Annotated in this window: 18 protein-coding genes and 1 tRNA gene; 8 read left to right on the top strand and 11 right to left on the bottom strand. The window is 67.4% G+C overall.

Translation table 11 applies throughout. The annotated features are described in order from the left end of the window. Window position 1 precedes the first annotated feature (1 nt). From KBY86_RS10140 to cbiD, 4 genes are all read right to left on the bottom strand, one after another. A complete protein-coding gene (locus KBY86_RS10140) occupies window positions 2-406 on the bottom strand; it encodes a hypothetical protein (RefSeq protein WP_255141013.1) in 405 nt (134 codons plus the stop codon). 81 nt (window positions 407-487) lie between these two features. Next, complete coding sequence (locus tag KBY86_RS10145) at window positions 488-1,096, bottom strand: hypothetical protein (protein ID WP_255141014.1); 609 nt, start codon at window positions 1,094-1,096, stop codon at window positions 488-490. 103 nt (window positions 1,097-1,199) lie between these two features. Further along, window positions 1,200-2,798 carry a glutamine-hydrolyzing GMP synthase gene (gene guaA, locus KBY86_RS10150; protein ID WP_255100493.1) on the bottom strand — a complete coding sequence of 533 codons (1,599 nt, stop codon included), beginning with the start codon at window positions 2,796-2,798 and terminating at the stop codon, window positions 1,200-1,202. A gap of 86 nt (window positions 2,799-2,884) precedes the next feature. Further along, window positions 2,885-4,030 (bottom strand): cobalt-precorrin-5B (C(1))-methyltransferase CbiD, encoded by a 1,146-nt coding sequence (gene cbiD, locus KBY86_RS10155; protein ID WP_255141015.1) that lies wholly within the window; start codon window positions 4,028-4,030, stop codon window positions 2,885-2,887. Window positions 4,031-4,083: 53 nt separating this feature from the next. Here cbiD and KBY86_RS10160 point away from each other — a divergent pair, with 53 nt between their 5' ends. Next, entirely contained in the window at window positions 4,084-5,235 is a 1,152-nt protein-coding gene (locus KBY86_RS10160; RefSeq protein ID WP_094511162.1) for an alanine--glyoxylate aminotransferase family protein, read from the top strand. Between the two features lie 64 nt (window positions 5,236-5,299). Then, window positions 5,300-5,371: transfer RNA gene (locus KBY86_RS10165), tRNA-Gly, on the top strand. 471 nt (window positions 5,372-5,842) lie between these two features. Here the strand turns inward: KBY86_RS10165 and KBY86_RS10170 are convergent. Then, entirely contained in the window at window positions 5,843-6,064 is a 222-nt protein-coding gene (locus KBY86_RS10170; protein ID WP_255141016.1) for a hypothetical protein, read from the bottom strand. A gap of 429 nt (window positions 6,065-6,493) precedes the next feature. Next, entirely contained in the window at window positions 6,494-6,790 is a 297-nt protein-coding gene (locus KBY86_RS10180) for a hypothetical protein (protein WP_255100490.1), read from the bottom strand. Window positions 6,791-6,875: 85 nt separating this feature from the next. Between KBY86_RS10180 and KBY86_RS10185 the strand changes: the two genes are divergently transcribed. From KBY86_RS10185 to KBY86_RS10195, 3 genes are all read left to right on the top strand, one after another. Then, window positions 6,876-7,406 (top strand): AbrB family transcriptional regulator, encoded by a 531-nt coding sequence (locus KBY86_RS10185; RefSeq protein ID WP_255100712.1) that lies wholly within the window; start codon window positions 6,876-6,878, stop codon window positions 7,404-7,406. Between the two features lie 97 nt (window positions 7,407-7,503). Next, a complete protein-coding gene (locus tag KBY86_RS15310) occupies window positions 7,504-8,070 on the top strand; it encodes a DUF6554 family protein (protein WP_399221393.1) in 567 nt (188 codons plus the stop codon). Window positions 8,071-8,086: 16 nt separating this feature from the next. Next, a complete protein-coding gene (locus KBY86_RS10195; protein WP_255100489.1) occupies window positions 8,087-8,482 on the top strand; it encodes a hypothetical protein in 396 nt (131 codons plus the stop codon). 103 nt (window positions 8,483-8,585) lie between these two features. Here KBY86_RS10195 and KBY86_RS10200 read toward each other — a convergent pair whose 3' ends face one another. Continuing rightward, window positions 8,586-10,130: a DEAD/DEAH box helicase gene (locus KBY86_RS10200; RefSeq protein ID WP_255141017.1), complete on the bottom strand. Its 1,545-nt coding sequence runs from the start codon at window positions 10,128-10,130 to the stop codon at window positions 8,586-8,588. A 261-nt stretch (window positions 10,131-10,391) separates the two neighbouring features. Between KBY86_RS10200 and KBY86_RS10205 the strand changes: the two genes are divergently transcribed. Continuing rightward, window positions 10,392-10,808, top strand: coding sequence for an HNH endonuclease (locus KBY86_RS10205; RefSeq protein WP_094511169.1), 417 nt, complete (start codon window positions 10,392-10,394; stop codon window positions 10,806-10,808). A 15-nt stretch (window positions 10,809-10,823) separates the two neighbouring features. On the opposite strand, the gene KBY86_RS10210 is transcribed toward KBY86_RS10205, so the two are convergent. Beyond that, window positions 10,824-11,069, bottom strand: a complete 246-nt coding sequence (locus KBY86_RS10210; RefSeq protein ID WP_255141018.1) for a hypothetical protein — start codon at window positions 11,067-11,069, stop codon at window positions 10,824-10,826. Between the two features lie 34 nt (window positions 11,070-11,103). On the opposite strand from KBY86_RS10210, the gene KBY86_RS10215 reads away from it, so the two are divergent. Beyond that, window positions 11,104-12,060, top strand: a complete 957-nt coding sequence (locus tag KBY86_RS10215) for an SDR family NAD(P)-dependent oxidoreductase (protein ID WP_255141019.1) — start codon at window positions 11,104-11,106, stop codon at window positions 12,058-12,060. 33 nt (window positions 12,061-12,093) lie between these two features. Here KBY86_RS10215 and KBY86_RS10220 read toward each other — a convergent pair whose 3' ends face one another. Continuing rightward, window positions 12,094-12,312 (bottom strand): hypothetical protein, encoded by a 219-nt coding sequence (locus KBY86_RS10220; RefSeq protein ID WP_255141020.1) that lies wholly within the window; start codon window positions 12,310-12,312, stop codon window positions 12,094-12,096. Here KBY86_RS10220 and pdxA point away from each other — a divergent pair. Beyond that, window positions 12,311-13,327 (top strand): 4-hydroxythreonine-4-phosphate dehydrogenase PdxA, encoded by a 1,017-nt coding sequence (pdxA, locus tag KBY86_RS10225; RefSeq protein WP_255141021.1) that lies wholly within the window; start codon window positions 12,311-12,313, stop codon window positions 13,325-13,327. The genes KBY86_RS10220 and pdxA overlap by 2 nt on opposite strands. 48 nt (window positions 13,328-13,375) lie before the next feature. On the opposite strand, the gene accB is transcribed toward pdxA, so the two are convergent. After that, window positions 13,376-13,864: an acetyl-CoA carboxylase biotin carboxyl carrier protein gene (gene accB / locus KBY86_RS10230; protein ID WP_255141022.1), complete on the bottom strand. Its 489-nt coding sequence runs from the start codon at window positions 13,862-13,864 to the stop codon at window positions 13,376-13,378. 6 nt (window positions 13,865-13,870) lie between these two features. Then, complete coding sequence (gene efp / locus KBY86_RS10235) at window positions 13,871-14,431, bottom strand: elongation factor P (RefSeq protein WP_094511175.1); 561 nt, start codon at window positions 14,429-14,431, stop codon at window positions 13,871-13,873. Window positions 14,432-14,473 lie beyond the last annotated feature (42 nt).

Consider the following 14,473-nt stretch of genomic DNA (forward strand, 5'->3'; position numbering starts at 1 on the left):
GTCAGGCCTCCAGGCGGTGCTGGAGCAGCGCCAGGCGCTCGGAGATCCGGGCCAGGGTGGTCTGCAGCGCCTCCCGCTCCCGCTGCGGGTCTGCGGCCTCTGAGAATCCGGTGGCGGCCGGATCGCCCGCCTGCGGCGACCAGGGCGGTGGCGGGGCCACATCGTGCACCTCCACCTTCATCACGGGATTGCCCAGACCGGGCTGGATCTGATCAAGGCTCTGGCGCACGGCCCGCGCCGCTGGATCGCCTTCCTGCTTCAGCTGGGCGAGCGGGTCGGACGAAGCGGTGAACGCTTCCACCACCTCGCGCGGGCCCCCCTTGCGCGCCCGCTCGACCACCGCCATACCTACCGGCAATACCTCCTGCATCAGCGCGAGCCGAAGGGAATCGAGAGGATCAGCCATGCCGAAGCAACCGAGGCAGCACCACCCGCGCAGGCGAGCGGCTTTGCCCCCAGTTTGACGCCCTCCGGAGGTGGCAGGGACTCAGGGCAGCCGCTGCACGCCGGGATCGACGATCATCTGGCGGCAGAACTCGCGCGAGCCCACCATCCAACCGGCCCCCACTGCCAGCACCAGCACCGCGGTGAACGGCAGCACGGCCTGTCGGGTGACCTCCAGCCCTGCCCACTCTCCCCAGCTGCGCAGCAGCCGCTCCCGATCGAAGCGGCGGCGCTCCTGCCGCTCCAACGTCTGCCGGCGGCGCAATGACTTCTCCACCCAGCGCTCGAAGGAGCGTTTCTTGGTGACGGCCATCTTGCGCTCCACCTCCAGCAGGTGGCCGGCGCTGAGCTCGGGGTTGAAGGTGCTGATCAGTTCCAGGGTCTTGAGGAACATCTCCACGGCGCCATCCTTGATCTGCGCCTCCTGCTCGGGGATCTCCTCCCACAGCACCTCGGGGTAGAAGCGACCCCGGTTGGCGAGAATCTGCTCCTCCTGCAGCTGACCGGGTTCGCGCAACCAGCGGTCGGTGTTGGCATCGAAGCGCCGCCAATACAGAAAGGGATTGAGGTAGATCACCTTTCCGGCCAGCTGGATGCTGTCCTGCTGGAGGCGGCGCTGCAGCTGCGGGTCCTGCTCGAGGGCGACAGTCAAGAGAGGAAGGCCGGGCCCCGATGGTATCGAAGCTGTCCCGGGCGGGCCAGACCAGACCCAGACCAGACAAAAGAACGCCGCCGGAGGCGCCTTCAGCCGGCTGTCACTCCCACTCGATCGTGCCGGGAGGCTTGCTGGTGATGTCGTATACCACCCGGTTCACGCCCCGCACCTCATTGACGATGCGGTTGGAGATCTTCTCCAGCAGGTCGTAGGGCAAGCGCGACCAATCGGCGGTCATGCCGTCTTCGCTGGACACGCAACGGAGTACGATCGGATAAGCGTAGGTGCGCTTGTCGCCCATCACACCAACGCTGCGCACCGGCAGCAGCACCGCAAACGCCTGCCAGATGTCGTGGTAGAGCCCTGCATCCCGCACCTCCTCGCGCACCACCAGATCGGCATCGCGCAGGATGTTGAGGTTCTCGGCCGTGACCTCGCCCAGGATGCGGATCGCTAGGCCAGGCCCCGGGAAGGGATGGCGGCGCACGATCTCTTCGGGCAGGCCGAGGCTGCGGCCCACCTTGCGCACCTCATCTTTGAACAGACGCCGCAGCGGCTCCACCAGCTTGAACTGCAGATCCTTGGGTAGGCCACCCACGTTGTGGTGGCTCTTGATTTTCACAGCCACCCGTTCGCCGGTCTTGGGATCCACGCCGGTGCCGGCCGATTCGATCACATCGGGATAGAGGGTGCCCTGGGCGAGGTAATCGAAGGGGCCGAGTCGCTTGCTCTCCTCCTCGAACACACGGATGAACTCGGCACCGATGATTTTGCGCTTCTCTTCCGGATCGGTGATGCCCTTGAGCTTGGCAATGAAACGATCACGGGCATTGATATATTCCACGCGAATATGGAACTGGCGATCGAAGAACTCCATCAGGAATTCAGGCTCCCCTTTGCGCATGAAGCCCTGGTCGATGAACATGCAGGTGAGCTGGTCCCCGATCGCCCTGTGCAGCAGAAAGGCGAGGCTGGAGGAATCCACGCCGCCGGAGAGGGCGAGCAGTACCCGTTTGCTGCCGACACGGGCCTGAACATCGGCCACGGCTTCTTCAATGAAGGCGCTGGTGGTCCAATCTGGCTCGCAGCCGCAGATGTGATAAACGAAGTTCCGGATCATCACCATGCCACCGGTGGAGTGCACCACTTCGGGATGGAACTGCACGCCATAAAGATGGCGGCGATGATCCGCCACTGCCGCTTCCGGCGTGTTCCTGGTATGGGCCAGCCGCGCGAATCCAGGCGGCAGAGTCTCCACCGAATCGCCATGGCTCATCCACATCGTGGAGCCGTTTTCCACGTTGGTGAGCAGATCGGTGGGATCGTCCACCTGAAGCGGTGCCTTGCCGTATTCTCCGCGCCCCGCCGCCACCACGTTGCCGCCCAGCTGCTGCACCATCAGCTGCATGCCGTAGCAGACCCCGAGCACCGGAATGCCCAGATCCCAGAGGCCCGGATCGCACACAGGCGCCCCTTCGGCATACACCGAGCTGGGGCCACCGCTGAGGATGATGCCTTTGGGGGCCAGCTCGCGCAGCTCATCGGCGCTGGTGGCGTAGCCCATCACCAGGGAATACACCTCGGTTTCCCGCACACGGCGCGCGATCAGCTCCGAATACTGGGATCCGAAATCGAGGATCACGATCGCCGGGTGGCGCTGGCTCTCCGGCTGTTCCAGCGACTGTGAAGCTTGAGACATACGACCGGAACGCTTCTTGATCGGCGGCTGGCCGGATGCGTTGCCCCCGGAGCAAGGCCCCGCATGGGCCGCCAGGCCTGAGGGACTCACCCTAGAGGGTGCCGGAATGCCTCCAGCAACTCCTGGCCTTGAGGTCCGCACACACGCAGCTGGCGCCGGCGGTCGAACAGCGCGGCCCCCACGCGCATGGGGAAGCTGCCGTAGCGGGCCAGATAGGCCATGCTGCGTTGCTCAATGGCCGCGGCGATGCGCCGCTCCAGCCGCTGGGCCAGGGCAGGGTCCACCGCCACCAGTTCGCTCAGCGCTGCCTCCACGGTGGCGGCACCATGCAGGCGGCCGAGGGCCTCGCCGCTGAGACCTTCAAGGGCCGCCAGGGCGGTGAGCACCTCGGCGCGGCCATCGGCGAGATGGTGGTGGGTGTGGAAGATCCCACCGGCCAGCTTGATCAACTTGCCGTGGTAGCCGAACAGCAGCAGGCGGCGCACTCCCGCTTCCGCCGCCGCCACCAGCACCGGCCCCAGCCAGTTGCCGGCCTTGAGAAGCAGCCCGGCGGGGAGCCCCAGGCTGGGCGCCAGATCGAGGCCGTTTTCGCCGATCACAAGCACGAGATCACCGTTGAAGCCGGCCGTGGCGGTGCGCGCCGCCAGGGCCGCCAGGCAGGCCTGCAGTTGATCGGGAGCGGCGCTGCGCTGCACCTCCGCCTGGGTGCCGATCAGCGCCAGTCCGTCGACCACGCCGAAGGCCGCGTTGCTGGTGCGCAGCGCCAGGGCCCGGCCCTCAGGCAGCACGAGCCGCAGGCACACCGCCCGGCCGGCACCGACCAAGGGCCGCAGGTTCGCCTCCAGCAGGGCACGGGCATAGGCGGAGGCGCACAGGTCACCCGTCGCGCCATGCACCCCCACCCCTTCGCCGGCCTCCAGCACGAAGCACGAGCCGCCGGCCGGCGGCGGCTGGATCCAGCAGGCCACCACCCACACCGCCAGGCCACGGGTGAGATCCAGGCCGGCGCCGGGGTCGCAGCGACTGATGCCGAGAGCTCGGCCTGGCCCGATCGGAGCCGCCGCTTCCACCGGCACCGGCCGCAGCCCGGGCGGCTCGAGCAACTCCAGTGTCAGCAGGCCCTCGAAGGCAGCCGCAGGGCCAGCTTCCGCCCGCTGGAGCGCCTGCACGGCGGCACACGCCGCCGCCGTCACCCACACCGGCAGGGTGTAGCCGGGTGAAGCGTTCACCATCCGTTTTTTAAGGTGGTTGATTGTGCCGCTGCGCCCCCGCGTTTCCACTCCCCATGCAGGACAAGCTCACCCTGATGATTCCCGGTCCCACGCCGGTGCCGGAGACCGTCCTGCTGGCGATGAGCCGCCACCCGATCGGCCATCGCAGCGCCGATTTCCAGGCGATCGTGAAGCGCACCACCGCGCAGCTCAAGTGGCTGCATCAGACCAGCAGCGATGTGCTGGTGCTCGCCGGCAGCGGCACGGCGGCGATGGAGGCGGGGATCATCAACATCCTCAGCCGCGGCGACAAGGTGATCTGCGGCGACAACGGCAAGTTCGGTGAGCGCTGGGTCAAGGTGGCGAAGGCCTACGGGCTGGATGTGCAGGTGATCAAGGCCGAATGGGGCCAGCCTCTGGATCCGGACGCCTTCCGTGTGGCGCTGGAGGCGGATACGGACAAAGCGATCCGTGCGGTGATCCTCACCCACTCGGAAACCTCGACGGGCGTGATCAACGACCTGGAAACGATCGCCCGGCACGTGCATGCCCACGGCCAGGCCTTGATTGTGGCCGACTGTGTCACCAGCCTGGGGGCCTGCAACGTGCCCATGGACGCCTGGGGCCTCGACGTGGTGGGCTCGGGCTCCCAGAAGGGCTACATGATGCCGCCCGGCCTGGGCTTCGTGGGCATGAGCGAGCGGGCCTGGCAGGCACAGCAGCGCTCCGACCTGCCCAAGTTCTATCTGAACCTCGGCGCCTATCGAAAAGCGGCCGCCCAGGACAGCAATCCGTTCACCCCTCCGGTGAACCTCTACTTCGCGCTCGAGGCCGCCCTCGACATGATGCAGAGCGAAGGCCTGGAAGCGATCTTCACCCGGCATGAACGCCACCGGCGCGCGGTGAGCGCGGCCATGAAGGCGATCGGCCTGCCGCTGTACGCGGCGGAGGGCCACGGCAGCCCCTCGATCACCGCCGTGGCACCCAGCGGCATCGATGCCGAAGTGCTGCGCAAGAAAGTGAAGGCCCGCTACGACATCCTGCTGGCCGGCGGCCAGGACCACCTGAAGGGCTCGGTGTTCCGCATCGGCCACCTCGGCTTCGTCTGCGACCGGGATGTGCTCACGGCGGTGGCGGCGATCGAAGCCACCCTGCAGGAGATGGGCATGGCCACAGCCACCGTGGGAGCCGGCATGGCAGCCGCTGCCACCGAGCTGGCCCGCTGAGGCGCAGCGCGCGGGGCGGCCTTCCAGGAGGCCGCCTTCCGGCACCTTGCTACATTGCAGGAATGCGGGTGTAATTCAGTGGTAGAATGTCAGCTTCCCAAGCTGAACGTCGCCGGTTCGAATCCGGTCACCCGCTTGAAAGATTTTCAATTTGAATTGATTTCAGCTTTTTAGCACTTAACTGCTGAAGCTGCTTCAGCTCCAAGCACATCGCCCAATGATCGGGCATTGAAGTGAAGCGTGTGCAGCGAATGAATCGCACCCCTGGCTAATCGGAAGCCACCCAACCGCCTGGCAGCACTTGGATTGAGGCTCTCAAGCACTCTCCGCCTTCCCCCTAACGACCTGCAGGTTGCCCGTCTGCGGCTCAGGACTGTTCCTCACATCTGCCGGTCCTATCCAGCATCGCCGGAACCCTTGTGGCATCTGCCGGATCGGATAACGCTGCGCAGGGGCGGTGCGGCATTGACCCTTGCGCGGCAGACCGTGAGGCCGTCACACCAGGCAGGCAGCGCGAGGGCGTTGGCTCAACACCTGCCTGGGGAAGGCCAGGCCGGGTGAGGCCGTGATCGGCAGGGTGCCCGCTGACCCAGGCGGGGGTGCAGGCTCAGGCGCGGGGTTTGATCAGTTGCAACACCTGGGGGCCAAGGCCGCCCACACGACGCTCGCACTCGAGGAGCAGCAGAATGCAGCGCGCAGATTCAGCCAGATCGCCCTCTTGCGCTGCCGCTTTGGCAGCAGACTCATGGCGGCTGATCTCTTGAAGGAGGGCAGAACGCTGCTCGTGCGAAACTGCTTTCACCGCCATGCTTTTAGCGACGACTGTCAAAACCGGAGATCATGAATAGCGCAAGTGTATGGGGTTTCGAGCAGAGCTGCCTGAGTTCTTGCCGCAGCGAAAAGTAACAGCTTTGCCGACCGCCATACGGCTGGGCCTGCCGCCAAACGCTCATGTTCCAGGCTCTTCTCCCTCGTCGACAAGATCGGCAATCTGCGATCTCAGGGCTTCCACGCGAGACTGATCACCCCGACTCACCGCCACAGCAAGGGCGAATTCAAGCTTTTCGCGTTGGTGACCCCGCTCCACATAAGCGGAAGGGGGTGTGCAGGAAGGGAACGTGCGGGAGGCGGAGGTTCCGGTGGCGTTCAGCCCAGCCGACCCGAGGGGCCGTGGCAGGGGGCAAGCGGGATAGGTGAAAGCCATGTTCGCTTTCTTTTCATTCTGCCACCCCTGGCCAGTGCATCGAGAGAAGGTGAGCTATGCGGCGTCCCGGTAGCTCTGCGGCTCGGGTGCCGATGACAGGAACACTTCGGCCACCGCCTCCGCCTGGGGACCTGGCTCATCAAGCAGCTGCCGGCAGTCCTGAAGCAGCGCTTCCACGTGGTCGAGGGCATCGAGCTGAGCCTGGTCTGGCGACTCAGGCCGCTGGATCGCCGTTTCAAGGGCGCCAAGCCGCTGTTCCAGCTTCACCAGCCGATGGGAAAGGGCGGCCACCGTCTGGGCAAGATCCTCGGCGGTTCGCGTGATCCGGAAAGACACCGATTCGGTCGTCATCGCAGGCAAAGTCGGTAACGCCGATGACAACACACATCCCCGGCGGGCTCAAGTCGTCTTTCAGACTGAGGGATCCCACCAGCGGATCTTCTTCATGGCTGCACCAGCGACTTTGGTGCTCTATCTGCTGTGCGGGACGGCCGGGGGCCTACTGGCTCTGCGTACCGGAATTCCTGCTGCCCCTTTGGCCGGCGCGCTGCTTGGAGCGGCCGTGGCGAGCATGAGCGGGCGCCTCGAAGTGGCCCAATGGCCCACCGGAACCCGCACCCTGCTGGAGATCGGCATCGGCACGGTGATCGGCACTGGGCTCACGAGTGCCGCGCTGGCGGAGCTGCGTGTGTTGTGGCGGCCGGCGATCCTGATCACCGTGGCCCTGGTGGCCACCGGCCTGGTGGTGGGGTTGTGGTCGAGCCGTTTGCTGGGCGTGGATCCGGTCATCACCCTGCTGGGCGCAGCACCGGGGGGCATCAGCGGCATGAGCCTTGTGGGAGCGCAGTTCGGTGTAGGGGCGGCCGTGGCGGCCCTGCATGCCGTGCGGTTGATCACCGTGCTGCTGGTGCTGCCTGTGATCGTGCGCCTGGTGCTCGGCAGCACGGGCGGTTCGTCATCGGGCTGAGCCCGGCCCTGGCCATAACCGCCACAGAGGCCCCTCGACAGCCGAAGCACGGCCGATACGTTGGGCCCAGCAGCCTCGGGCCCGCCTCCACCCTTCCATGCAGCACCCCACTGTTCGCCGCGCCACTGTTCACCAAGACACTGTTCGCCACGACACTGTTCGGGCCGGCACTCTGCAAGCCAGCGCCACCGAGTCCGGCCTTGCTCCAGCCGGTGCTCTGCGAGCCAGCTCCTTTCGCCGCATCCGCACCGCCCTCACAGCAGGTCTGTTCACGCTGGCTGGTTCCCTGCTGACGGCCGGGGCGATCCCACAGCCCGCCTTGAGCCAGGCCACCACAGCGCTGCCTGCCGATCAAGGCAGCAAGGGCGCGCAGGTGTACTGCTTCATGCGCAAGGCGGGCAACAACCACGAGGTGAGCTGGACGGCGGCCTATGCCCTGATCCGGCGGCAATCCGCGAGCCTGTTCAAGACATCTCCGCAGCACGGCGCCGTGATGATCACCGAGGCGGTGGTCAACAACCCGGACGCCTTCCCCGATTGCGGCCAGTACCTGGGGGCGCTGTTCGGCAGCGAGAACCCTGCCCCTGCGGCTCCTGCCGTCACCTCCAGCGGGCCGGTGCCGATCCAGGGGGGCATGACCCGCGAGGAGCGCTACAACAATTGAAGGTGTTGCACTGCACTTGAGCAGGAACCGGCTGCAGGGGATCCGCCTGCTCACCACGGTCGCCCTGGCCGGCTTGGCGTTGATCGGCTGTGCGGCGGCGCCGCCGCCGGAGCTGGGCGACGCGCCAGCCAACGACGACTGCCTGCGTGAGGTGAAACTGGCGGAATTGCCGGCGGCGCTGCAGCGCTGTGACGCATCGGTGCAGGCCTTCCCCACCGATCCCCGCCCCTTGAGCGAGCGCTCCGTGCTGCACAGCCTGGGGGGCGATCAGGAGGCCGCCTGCAGGGACATCGAACGGGCCGCCCAGCTGCTGCGGCAACAGGGCAACCAAGCGGAGGACTCCCAGTTGGCCATCGACATCCGCATCCGGCTGGAGGGCTGCCAGGAGAAGGCACCGCTGCCTGGCACCTGATCAGGGCGGTGCTGACCCGCCCCACGCTGACCAATCACGGTCGTTGGGCACGGCTCGCGGGGCACGGGTCAGCCATCACTGGAAACCGAGGACTGCGCCATGATCACCAGCGCTCGAACAGCTGCCGCACCATCGCCGGCAGCGCCTGGCGCCGCAGAGCCGTCTGACGGCCTTCCAGCAGCAGCGTGATGCGCTCGGCCTTGCTGGCGATGATCCCGTCCACGAGCTGATCGGCCACGCCCAGCTGCAGCCAATGGCTGGTGAGCGGTCCGGCCATGCCGATGCGGTGGCAGCGGTCCTCCGCCTGCTCCGCGTCCCCCGGCGTCCAGGGGCGCTCCAACAGCACCACATGGGCGGCCCTGTGCAGCGTGAAGCCCAAGCCACCAGCCCCGAAAGTGGCCACCAGGCAGGGCGTCGCCCCGGCCTGGAAGCGATCCACCTGTGCCTGGCGCTCCAACGCCTTCAGCCGACCCGTGAGCAGCGCGCCACCCAGGCGGGCCTGCAGCTGTTCGGCACTGGCCACGAAGGCGGTGAACAGCACCACGGCCTCCCCCTGGCGCAGAAGAGCCTCCACCAGCTGGATGGCGGCAGGCAGCTTGTGCTGGGCACCGATCCGGCGCAGGGCGGTGAGCATGGCGAGGGGCTCGGCGTCGCGGCGCACCTCGCCCCTGGCGGCCCGGCAGCGGTAGTCGTCCAGCCTGGCGGCCAGTTCCTGCTCGAACGCCATCGCCTGGGACTCCCCGAGCGCCACCGGGAGCATGCGGCGGCACTTTGGAGGCAGATCGAGGCAATCCTGCTTGCGGCGGTGGAGCACGAGCGGCCTTGTCAGCCGCTGGATTTCATCGAGCCGCTCGGCTCCGACCGCCTGCCACTGGCGCCGTCCACCCCGTTCGCTCCAGTGCCCCTGACAGAACCGCTCCTCGTAGGCGTGCCGGTCTTGGGCGAGGGGATGGCCGATTGCCGCCAGCAGCGGAAACAGCTGAACCGGGCGGCCGTTCTTCATCGGGGTGCCGGTGAGCAACCAGATCGCCCGCAGCCGCGGATGTCTGGCCAGCCGCAGCAGGGCCTGGGTGCGCGCCGCCTGGATGTTCTGGGCGAAATGGGCCTCATCCACGATCAACACCGTGGCGGCCGGCGGCAACGAGCGCGGCAGGGCCGCCCAGCTGATCAGCTCCAGATCCAGGGCGAGGGAGAGGCCCTCCTGCCGCCAGTGGGGATGGAGGGCAGTTGGAGCCACCACGGCGATGCGGCAATCCGCCGCCCGGACCATGGCCCGGGCTGCCACCAACGCCGTGAGCGTCTTGCCCAGGCCCATGGCGTGGGCCAGCAGGGCACCGCGACGAGCCAGCAGCCAACGCGCCGCCAGCCGCTGATGGGCGAACAGACGGCGCCCATCGGCCAGAGGCTGATCCAGGGCGGCCTGGGCCACGAGGGTGCGGTGAGGCGGCAGGGGCGGCAGGGGCTGCTCCAGCCATTCCATCCACTGCGCCAGCTCCGGATCGATCCGGAAGCGCTGGCCAAGCAGCTGGCGCAAGGCCAGCGAGGCCTCGAGCGGAAAGGCCCAGCAACCACGCCGCGCCTGCCACTGGCCCCGGGGCCGCACGGCGCGCAACTGGGCCTGAGTGACGGGATCAAAGGGGGAGACCACCTCGATCTGTCCCGATGGGCCGAGACGCAGCAGACAGGTGGCGGCGGAAGCCGTGCGGGGTCCGAGGGAGCGGCTGACCGAGGGAGAGCTGCTGACGGCGGGAGAGCGGCTGGCGACGGGGGCGCTGCAAGCGGGCCGAAGACAAATTTAGTCGAATCGGGGCGACGGGCAACCGTTGGCGCTGAAGGCCGAAAAAAGCAATCCTCGACACATTGACATCTCTTGAGGTGGGGGCAAACTCTCCGCAACTGAGCCATCAGGATGCACGCGAGAGATGCGGTGTTCCTTGAAGATCTCTGCCCCAAACTTCGCGTCAGGCGCTGGCGTCAATCTCTCCACAAACACACTGACAATCGTTGTATTTACTGCGGCAATCGCTCCGAATCCATTGATCATCTGATGCCCCGCTGCCGTGGTGGCCTGAGCGTGACAGCGAACTGCGTGCCGGCCTGCCTGGCCTGCAACGGCCACAAAAGCGATGCCGATCCCTTCGATTGGTACCGGCGTCAGCGCTTCTACGACCCGCGGCGGGCCATGGCGATCCGTGCCTGGATGGATGGGGATCTACGCCTGGCGGTGCGGCTGCTCCAGTGGGCCAACCCGGAGCCCAGCTCCAGCCCGCCGCTCCATGCCGGAGCCACTCCAGCGGGGACGGACTGGGCCTTTCAGGCGGCCTGAGCGCGCCTCGCCGGTTCACCAGACCCGGCAGGCCACCGGGCCGTTGTGGCGGACGCAGATCCCCTCTTCCCGCTCCGGGGCTTCCGGGGCGAGCACGGCGACGACCAGCACCAGGCTGAGGGCGAGCACGGCCGGAGCCCAGGCCAGAGCGGTGTTCCAGGTGGCCGTGCGGGCAGAGGGAAGCGCGGCGGGGCGCTGACTCCGGGCCACGAAGGGGCCGGCGGGCACCCTGCGGGAGCTAGAGAGAGAAGAGGCGGTCATCAACGAAAGCCATGAATGTGATACAGGTGTACTCATGACGGTCGGTGATGTCAATGGCCGGCCGGCCAGCGTGCTGGTGCTGGGCGGTGGCTACAGCGGACTGCGGTTCGCCCAGGCCCTCACCGAACACGCGCTGCCGGTAGCGGTCACCTCCCGCCGCCAGCCGGCCCAGCCGGAGGCGCTCACCCCCTGGGGATCCGCTGGCAGCGCGCTGCCGCTGCGCTGGCTGAGCTTTGACCCCGACAACGGCGCGTTGCCCGATGCCGAGGCGCTCGACGGCATCACCCATGTGCTGGTGACGATCCCGCCCGACGGGCAGGGAAAGGATCCGGTGCTCGAACATCTGGCCCCGCTGCTGGCCCAGCTGCCGCTGCAGTGGATCGGCTACCTCTCCACCACCGGCGTCTACGGCGACCATGGCGGTCGCTGGGTGGACGAGACCACTCCTCCCGCACCAGGGGCGTCGCGCAGTCGCGCCCGGCTGGCCTGTGAGCAGGCGTGGGATTGCAGTGGCCTGCCGGTGCAGATCTTTCGCCTGCCGGCGATCTACGGGCCCGGTCGCTGCCCCTTCCAGAACCTGCTGCAGGGCACCAGCAGGCTCGTGCACAAGCCGGGCCAGGTGTTCAGCCGCGTCCATGTCGATGACATCGTGGGAGCGCTGATCCACTGCATCGGCCTGCCGCCCCAGCGGCGCCCGCGGATCGTCAACCTCTCCGACGACCGCCCCTGCCCCTCAACGGAAAGCCTGGGCTACGCCGCCCATCTGCTCGACTGCAAACTGCCGACCGTGGAGCGGTTTGAGGACATCTGCGGTGGCATGAGCCCGATGGCACTCAGCTTCTGGGTGGAAAATCGCCGCGCCAGCAACCATCGGCTCTGCCATGACCTGGGCTACACCCTGCGCTACCCCAGCTACCGCGAGGGTTTTCGCGAGGCCCTCGCCGAAGAGCGCCGGACGGCCGCGCGCGGCAACGGCGATCAGGCCGCATGAGCCCACGTCTCCGGCCGACTCCGCCGGGCCCGTTCAGCGGCGGGTGAACACCCGTTCGATGCTTTGGCTGTCGGCGGGGGAGGCGTCAGCGCCGGGCTCGGGGCAGACTCCGGCCGCATCCGGTTGAAGGTTCTTGAGGGTGGGGAGCTTCGTGTCCTGCATGAAGCGGCAGCCATCCACGGTGACCCAGCCCCGCTCCAGACCGACGGCTGTTCCGACCACCGCCAATCCGATCAGAAACCACCGAAACATGTCGTCACTCTCCCATCAGCGCGAGACTAAGCCCGCTGCCATTGCCGTCTCCCTCGGTGACCCGGCTGGCATCGGCGCGGAAGTGGCTCTCAAGGCTCTGGCCCTGCTCGGCGATCGGCAAGCGGAGGTGGTGCTGGTGGGTTGCCGCCGCTGGCTGGAAGACACCTACCGGCGCCTGGAGCCGCTGAGCAGCGTTCCCCTGGCCGACCCCGGCGGCCTGGAGGTGCTGGACCTGCCGCTGGAGGTAGCGCCACAGCCCGGCCAGGGTTCAGCGGCCAGTGGTGCCGCCAGCTTCGCCTGGCTCACCGCCGCCACAGCGCTGGTGACCAGCGGCCGCTGCCGCGCCATCACCACAGCGCCGATCGCGAAGCACGCCTGGCATGCAGCGGGCCATCACTACCCCGGCCAGACCGAACGGCTGGCGGAACTGGCCGGCGGCATGGAGGCCTCGATGCTGTTCACAGCCCGCTCCCCTCTGACCACCTGGCGTCTGAACACGCTGCTGGCCACCACGCACATCCCGCTGGCGGCCATCCCGCGCTGTCTCGATGGGGCGCTGGTGGAGCGCAAGCTTGACGTTCTGCTGGCTTTCTGCCAGCGGTTCAAGCCCTATCCGCGGCTGTCAGTGGCGGGCCTGAACCCCCATGCCGGCGAAGCAGGCCAGCTCGGGAAGGAGGAGGTCGAGTGGCTGGTGCCGGCACTGGACCGCTGGCGGCGACGCCATCCGGACGTGGAGCTGGTGGGGCCGGTGCCGCCCGACACCTGCTGGCTGGGTGCCGCCGCCGCCTGGCGTGGTGACGGTGAGGGATCGGACGGCTATCTGGCTCTGTATCACGATCAGGGCCTGATTCCGGTGAAGCTGCTCGCCTTCGATGCGGCCGTGAATGTGACCCTGGGGCTGCCCTTCCTACGCACCTCCCCCGATCACGGCACCGCCTTCGACATCGCCGGACTTGGCATCGCCCGCGCCGACAGCATGGTGGCGGCGCTCACCGCCGCCTGGGACCTGGGCTGATCGGCAGCAGCGCGGGTACGGAGCGGGGCTGCTGGACACCAGCGCGGATCAGCCGGGCTTGACGCGCATCAGCACCTGGCCGAACTCCACCGGGGTGCCGTTCTCCACCAGGATTTCCACCACCTGGCCGGTCATTTCCGCCTCCAGCTCATTCATCAGCTTCATCGCTTCGAGGATGCAGACGGTCTGGCCGATCGAAATGACACTGCCGAGCTCCACGAAGGGGGGATCTCCCGGTGAAGCCGCCCGGTAGAAGGTGCCCACCATCGGTGCGGTGACCTCCACCAGATCGGCCCGCAGGGCGGCGGCGGCAGGCGGCGCGCTGGAGGGCTGGGGGGCGACTGGGGCCGGCGCAGCCTGTGCGGGGGCTGCCATCGCCACCGGGGCGTAGGCGGCAGGCGCAGGAACGGGGTAGGGGGCCGGCAGGTTGCGGCGCACCTCAAGACGAAAATCCTCCCCCTCCAGCTTCAACTCCTGGATGTCGCTGCCTTCAAGGAAGGTGAGCAGGGCGTGGAGCTGGTTGTTATCGAGTTGCATGGCGCTTCAGGACTCCCGACCCAGGTAGCTGTCGGTGCGGGTATCGATCTTGATCTTTTCACCGATCGAGATGAACAGCGGCACCATCACCTGGGCGCCCGTTTCCACGATCGCCGGCTTGGTGCCGCCGGTAGCGGTGTCACCCTTGACGCCGGGGTCGGTCTGGGTGACTTCCAGCACCACGGAGTTGGGCAGCTCCACCTCAAGTGGGGACCCATTCCACGACACCACATTGACCTCCATGCCCTCCTTGAGGTACTTGCGCCCATCGCCGATCTGGTTGGCGGTAAGGCGGGTTTCCTCGTAGCTGCCCATGTCCATAAACACGTAGTCGTCGCCTTCCATGTAGGTGTGCTGAAGGGTGGACTTCTCCAGCAGGGCCTGGGGAACGGTTTCGCCGGCGCGGAAGGTTTTCTCCACCACGCTGCCGCTCTGCACACCTTTGAGCTTGGTGCGCACGAACGCGGAACCCTTACCGGGCTTTACATGCAGAAACTCGACGACCCTCCAGACCTGACCATCCAGCTCGATCGTGGTGCCTGTACGAAAGTCGTTGCTGGAGATCATTCCGAGGGAACGGGTCAGCGGGATTGTACGGCTGCCCTTCGG

Source organism: Synechococcus sp. Lug-A (assembly GCF_024345655.1).
Taxonomy (GTDB): domain Bacteria; phylum Cyanobacteriota; class Cyanobacteriia; order PCC-6307; family Cyanobiaceae; genus MW101C3.

Bases quoted from the DNA above. Each gene is read 5' to 3' on its own strand.
- KBY86_RS10140 (WP_255141013.1), bottom strand. From the start codon at position 406: ATGGCTGATCCTCTCGATTCCCTTCGGCTCGCGCTGATGCAGGAGGTA.
- KBY86_RS10160 (WP_094511162.1), top strand. From the start codon at position 4,084: ATGCAGGACAAGCTCACCCTGATGATTCCCGGTCCCACGCCGGTGCCG.
- cbiD (WP_255141015.1), bottom strand. From the start codon at position 4,030: ATGGTGAACGCTTCACCCGGCTACACCCTGCCGGTGTGGGTGACGGCG.
- pdxA (WP_255141021.1), top strand. From the start codon at position 12,311: ATGTCGTCACTCTCCCATCAGCGCGAGACTAAGCCCGCTGCCATTGCC.
- accB (WP_255141022.1), bottom strand. From the start codon at position 13,864: ATGCAACTCGATAACAACCAGCTCCACGCCCTGCTCACCTTCCTTGAA.
- KBY86_RS10215 (WP_255141019.1), top strand. From the start codon at position 11,104: ATGACGGTCGGTGATGTCAATGGCCGGCCGGCCAGCGTGCTGGTGCTG.
- KBY86_RS10220 (WP_255141020.1), bottom strand. From the start codon at position 12,312: ATGTTTCGGTGGTTTCTGATCGGATTGGCGGTGGTCGGAACAGCCGTC.
- KBY86_RS10205 (WP_094511169.1), top strand. From the start codon at position 10,392: ATGCACGCGAGAGATGCGGTGTTCCTTGAAGATCTCTGCCCCAAACTT.
- KBY86_RS15310 (WP_399221393.1), top strand. From the start codon at position 7,504: ATGCAGCACCCCACTGTTCGCCGCGCCACTGTTCACCAAGACACTGTT.
- KBY86_RS10180 (WP_255100490.1), bottom strand. From the start codon at position 6,790: ATGACGACCGAATCGGTGTCTTTCCGGATCACGCGAACCGCCGAGGAT.
- KBY86_RS10210 (WP_255141018.1), bottom strand. From the start codon at position 11,069: ATGACCGCCTCTTCTCTCTCTAGCTCCCGCAGGGTGCCCGCCGGCCCC.
- guaA (WP_255100493.1), bottom strand. From the start codon at position 2,798: ATGTCTCAAGCTTCACAGTCGCTGGAACAGCCGGAGAGCCAGCGCCAC.
- efp (WP_094511175.1), bottom strand. From the start codon at position 14,431: ATGATCTCCAGCAACGACTTTCGTACAGGCACCACGATCGAGCTGGAT.